Below are 5,567 nucleotides of genomic sequence, written 5' to 3' on the forward strand. Positions count from 1 at the left end.
CCCGCTCGACTTGCATGTGTTAAGCCTGCCGCCAGCGTTCAATCTGAGCCATGATCAAACTCTTCAGTTAAAATCATTTTGAAGTTTTAATCTAAACTTCCAAATCTGGCTCATCAATTTTCTGACTTAAATTTCGCTCAAATAAACTTCGAGTAATTTAAACCAATCAATCAATGAAATATCTTCGATCAATCAATCAGTAAAAATCCACACAAGTTGTTCTTCATAATCTCTTAATGATCTCAACTTCTACCTCGTCAGTAGAAATTTTAACGCAAAAAATTCTCTACAACTTAACCCTGTGAGCTAAGTTTGTAGGCTGTTTCGCGTCGGGATGTGTGCATTCTAGGGGATTTCAAAATCTTTGCAAGCCCCAAATTAGGATATTTTTCACGTATGTATTTTTTTTCTACAAAAATACTTGGTTTTTTAATTTTTTAGCTATTTTTTCATCAAATTTAAATAAAAACTCACATCTACAAAGTAAAGAGGGCTTTTTTATCCATACTTTTATGGGCTCAAATCGGTCAAGTTTTGCAGGCTGTAATCAACGATTGCCAATGTATACAATTCTTTTTGTCTTATGATATCTAAAAAAATTTTACATCTCAGTTAAAAATGCTTTTGCATTATCCAGAATCATATTCCTACATACGGCGTACCTATCATTGATTTCATATCAGTGTGGGGGTCTTGTGTCCGTTGATTAAAAGTTGGTGTTCAGCATTTACATTATTGATTTCAAGTCGAATGAGTCTACTCCTCTATTCAACAAGTTTAGATCGCGCCATCCACATGCACTACCTACAAGAGGTTTTGCCGTATAAAAGTAGCTTTAGCTTTGAATTTTGAATTTAGGTCTTAAAGTTTTAAGAAAATTTTTATAAAACAAAGAGAAGTAATCTTACATTTTACCTTTAGATATAAACCACAACAAAACTAGAGGCAAAAAAAAGAAAGAGATCTCTCCCAAAATCTCTCCCTCGGAGTTGAATCTATATGCGATCCATATATCATTATTATAGTTATACGAAAAAAAGAGTCCCTTGGGGAAGGGACTTGTAAATTGTGGAGCTATAGTTATAAGTACCCTCTAGATCTGTTTTGTACACTGTGTCTAGATGGGTAAATCTTATACATAACTGAGCAAAAATGCAAGCTGCTTGGAAAAATTTAAGTGTTGTTTTTATAAGGTTTTTTTTGAATTTACTTATTCATATAATTAATATACCAAACAGAAAATAAAAGCAGACCGAAGCCTGCTTTTATTTCAATCACTTAGAATGGATCTAGTCCGTAAATGTGACTTTGGCAATGGCTTTTTTACCCGCCTGAATAATATATGTTGCGTTTTCTTTGACCGAGAAACCTGCGTCGACCACATTCCAATCTACTTTTACTGCGCCACGTGCAACAGCATCTTTGGCTTGTGCGGCATTTTTGGTTAAACCTGCAGCACGTACAATAGAAGCAATAAATAATTCACCACCAAATTCAGCACGTGAAATCGTCACTTCTGGCGTACCTTCAGGTAATTCACCTTCGGTAATGATATTACCTGCACCTTTATGCGCATTGGCTGCAGCTTCGCTGCCGTGGAAACGCTCAACCAATTCGAGTGCCAAAATCTTTTTGATTTCTTGCGGATTACGACCTTCTGCCATTTCTTTAAGCAAAATTTCAATTTCATCCATCGACTTGAAGCTGAGTAACTCAAAATAGCGCTCAATCAGACTATCAGGCATCGACAAGACTTTTTGATACATCGCACCCGGTGCATCAAATACGCCAATATAGTTGCCTAAAGATTTAGACATTTTATTCACGCCATCTAAGCCTTCAAGAATTGGCACAGTAATACAAACTTGCGCTTCCTGATCATAACGACCTTGCAAGGTACGTCCCATCAACAAGTTAAAGGTCTGGTCTGTACCGCCCAATTCTACATCGGCTTGTAATGCCACCGAGTCATAACCTTGTACCAACGGATACAAAAATTCGTGAATCGCAATCGGTTGCTGGTTGTTATAACGCTTGGTGAAGTCATCACGTTCCAACATACGCGCTACGGTTTGCTGCGATGCCAACTGAATTAAGTCTGCTGCAGTTTTTGTTGCAAACCATTCAGAGTTAAACACCACTTTGGTTTTATTTGGATCAAGAATTTTAAAAACTTGTTCCTGATACGTTTTGGCATTTTCCAAGACTTTTTCACGTGACAACGGCGGACGTGTAGCACTTTTACCTGTTGGGTCACCAATCATGGCAGTGTAATCGCCAATCAAGAAAAATACTTCGTGACCTAAGTCTTGGAATACTTTTAATTTATTGATTAATACCGTATGCCCCAAGTGTAAATCAGGTGCAGTCGGGTCAAACCCCGCCTTAATTTTTAAAGGACGATTCTCTTTTAATTTCTTTAGAAGATCTTCTTCAGAAATAATTTCATGCGTGCCTCGTTGAATGAGAGCAAGTTGTTCTTCAGCCGGCAGGAAATTTGACATCACGAAATCCAAACACATCAGTTATTCAATTTGTGCGATATACTAACACTTTTTCAGCATATTGCAGGCTATAGAATAACCATGACAGCGATCTATATTGGGGTAATGACGGGCACAAGTATGGATGGTGTCGATCTTGTTGCTGCTTCTTTTGATCCACTGCAACTCCACGCGACCCTGACTTTGCCGTTTGATCCCGATTTACGTGACGAACTCATGGCACTGACTTTGCCAGGTGACAATGAAATTGACCGCATGGGCAAAGCAGATGTGGCTTTAGCCACCATGATTGGACATGGTATTAACAGCCTGATTGAAAAAAATAAACTGGATAAATCTCAAATTAAAGCGATTGGTTCGCATGGCCAGACCATTCGTCATCGTCCTGAACATGCTTTTACTTTACAAATTGGTGATCCGAACATCATCACCGAAATCACCCAAATTCCTGTAATTTCAGATTTTCGTCGTCGTGACATGGCTGCAGGCGGACAAGGCGCACCGTTAGTGCCCGCTTTCCATCAAAACTTATTCCAACATCCGAGTATTCATCGGGTAATTTTAAATTTAGGCGGCATTGCCAATGTCAGTTTGTTGCCTGCAGGACAGCCCGAAGCAGTATCGGGTTTTGATACAGGGCCTGCCAATATTTTAATGGATGCTTGGTGTGAGCGTTACACAGGACAACCTTATGATGAAAATGGCAATTGGGCTGCGTATGGACATCCGATTCGCAGCTTGTTAGATCGTTTACAAGCCCATGCTTTTTTCTCTAAAGAACCACCCAAAAGTACAGGGCGCGAAGACTTTAACTTGGAATGGCTAGATGAACAGGTTGCCGATTGGCGCAATGATGTGGAATATGACGAGCTGGAAGATAATCCTGAAAATATTCAAGCGACTTTATTAAAGCTCACCACCCGCGCGATTAAAAAAGCCATTTATCGTTCAGGCATGGATACAGGCGAAGTCTATGTTTGTGGTGGTGGTGCCTATAATTCTTACTTGCTAGAACAATTGCGCTGGCGTTTGCGTAAACATCAATGGACTGTACAAAGTACAGCCGATTTAGGATTAAACCCGACATGGGTCGAAGCCACCGCCTTTGCTTGGTTAGCAATGCGTTTTTGTCAGCAATTAAGTGGCAATTTACCTGCGGTCACAGGGGCAAAAGGTGATCGTATTTTAGGTACCATGACTTTGGTTTAAGTTTATTCTTTTAAACCAAACCATGAACAAAAAAGCCTTTCCTAATTCTATATAGGAAAGGCTTTTATCGTTTTATAGTACATGAATCTGCTTTTTCGGATGCTGATACTCAAAAATATTTAAATCACACTTAGATTGAGAATGAAGAACCACAACCGCAAGTCGTAGTTGCATTCGGGTTTTGTACCACAAAACGCGAACCTTCCAAGCCTTCAATATAGTCCACTACCGAGCCAACTAAATATTGATAGCTGAGAGAATCGACCAGCATTTTTACATCGCCATTCACAAATTCTGCATCATCTTCATTTTGGCTTTCTGCAAAGTTAAAGCCATAAGAAAAGCCTGAACAACCGCCACCTGTCACATATACACGTAACATTAAGTCTTGATTACCTTCACTGTCACGCAATTGGCGAACTTTTTTAGCAGCGTTATCGGTGAGCTCAAGTGCTTGGGCATTCATGATGGATTTTCCTCAGATACAATTCAGATGTCTTTTCTGCAAAAAGACCACTTATCAAGTATAGCATACTCAATATTGGGACGGTGATGCAGAATTAAAGTGAATTCTGAGTAATTACCTCAAGATTCTCCAATTATTTGTAATTTTCGTCCTGCAAACCACATTCAAAATTGGTTGGCGCTTGTTTACAACGGAATTGCCACAATAATTTCATCATGCGTTTGTCATAAACACCACGTTTAGTTAAATCAATCCGCGATTCACGCATCATTTTTTGATAACCCGGTTGATCTGCTGCAGGCACTTGCATCCAATATTTTGCAGGAATATCGGCTTTCATTTTGCCTAAAATACCAAAGGCACGTGGTAACTGCCCTTTCACCCATTCACGTGATTTTTGCCCAAAACCTGCAGGGAATTTATCTGGGCGGATAATGATATTGCCCGTGACCTGTAAAATTGGATAATTCACAATCGCGCCTTTAGTGCCTAAGCCTTTATGTAGTTCCAAAGGACGGAATACTGCAGCAGGCGCACCAATAATATCGACCTGACCATTGTTAAATTTACTGCCAAAATTGGTGACATCGGCACTTACTGCTTGCGCACCAATTTGCTGTACCATAATTTTTTGCGCTTGGTCATAATCTAAAACAGCAATTTTTTTCCCCGCGGCTTTGGCGACACTATTAATACTGCGGTCATTCACCATCAAAAAGGCATCACCCACAGGAATGACACCTGCGACTTCATACTGACCATTGCGCATATATTTGGCAAAAGCAGGACTCGCCAAACCTTGCATGACTTTAACTGCCAGTTTTAAATCTGGAATCGCACCAATTGCATCTAATGAGCCTGTAAAATGGTTAAATTGACGACCACGCATGCCCGTCACACTAATACCATCACATTTTCCTGCTTTAAAATCTTCTGCAATCACGCCTTCGTTTTGACCTACGCGTAACTCAATTTCTGCGCCCCAGTTTTTGGCCGCCAATTGATAGTCTTGCATTAAGTTATAGACATCACCGTTTTTACCGACCAAGTCGAATACACAGACCACTTGCTTAGCCTGCACTGCACTGGCGGCTAAAGACAAGCCTGCACCGAATAATAAAGCTTGCGTCCATTGTTTCATTTTATAGTTCCTTCCATTTTTTGTTTTTCTGGTCAAAATTGATTCAAACCTTCAATTTTGTAGCACTGTACTTTTCATCAAGCTAAGATTAGCGAATTTTGATCTTTGGCTGATATGACTCAATTGACGAATCTTTCAATTTGACATCCTCCCCGACCTAAAGGACGGAGATTCCTACTGCTAGACGCTCATGCCCGAGCGCAAGAATATTCAGTGCGGAATTTACATCCCGATCATGGAGCGTACC

The 5,567-nt window shown here is 39.9% G+C and carries 4 protein-coding genes, 1 rRNA gene and 1 pseudogene; 1 reads left to right on the top strand and 5 read right to left on the bottom strand.

All coding sequences use genetic code 11. The annotated features are described in order from the left end of the window. Window positions 1–70 (bottom strand): 16S ribosomal RNA (locus F947_RS14810); the annotation flags it as partial. Between the two features lie 1,219 nt (window positions 71–1,289). Beyond that, entirely contained in the window at window positions 1,290–2,522 is a 1,233-nt protein-coding gene (tyrS, locus tag F947_RS00345; protein ID WP_162164701.1) for a tyrosine--tRNA ligase, read from the bottom strand. Between the two features lie 63 nt (window positions 2,523–2,585). On the opposite strand from tyrS, the gene F947_RS00350 reads away from it, so the two are divergent. Beyond that, on the top strand, window positions 2,586–3,713 hold the full coding sequence (locus tag F947_RS00350; protein ID WP_004969740.1) for an anhydro-N-acetylmuramic acid kinase: 1,128 nt from the start codon (window positions 2,586–2,588) through the stop codon (window positions 3,711–3,713). Window positions 3,714–3,843: 130 nt separating this feature from the next. Here the strand turns inward: F947_RS00350 and erpA are convergent, their stop codons facing one another. The 3 genes and pseudogenes from erpA to F947_RS14105 all read right to left on the bottom strand — a co-directional run. Further along, a complete protein-coding gene (gene erpA, locus F947_RS00355; protein ID WP_004969742.1) occupies window positions 3,844–4,179 on the bottom strand; it encodes an iron-sulfur cluster insertion protein ErpA in 336 nt (111 codons plus the stop codon). A gap of 133 nt (window positions 4,180–4,312) precedes the next feature. Then, a complete protein-coding gene (locus F947_RS00360; RefSeq protein WP_004969746.1) occupies window positions 4,313–5,320 on the bottom strand; it encodes a putative solute-binding protein in 1,008 nt (335 codons plus the stop codon). A gap of 157 nt (window positions 5,321–5,477) precedes the next feature. Continuing rightward, a pseudogene (locus F947_RS14105) lies at window positions 5,478–5,567 on the bottom strand (RNA-guided endonuclease TnpB family protein); the annotation flags it as partial.

This window comes from Acinetobacter towneri DSM 14962 = CIP 107472 (assembly GCF_000368785.1).
Classification (GTDB): Bacteria; Pseudomonadota; Gammaproteobacteria; order Pseudomonadales; family Moraxellaceae; genus Acinetobacter; species Acinetobacter towneri.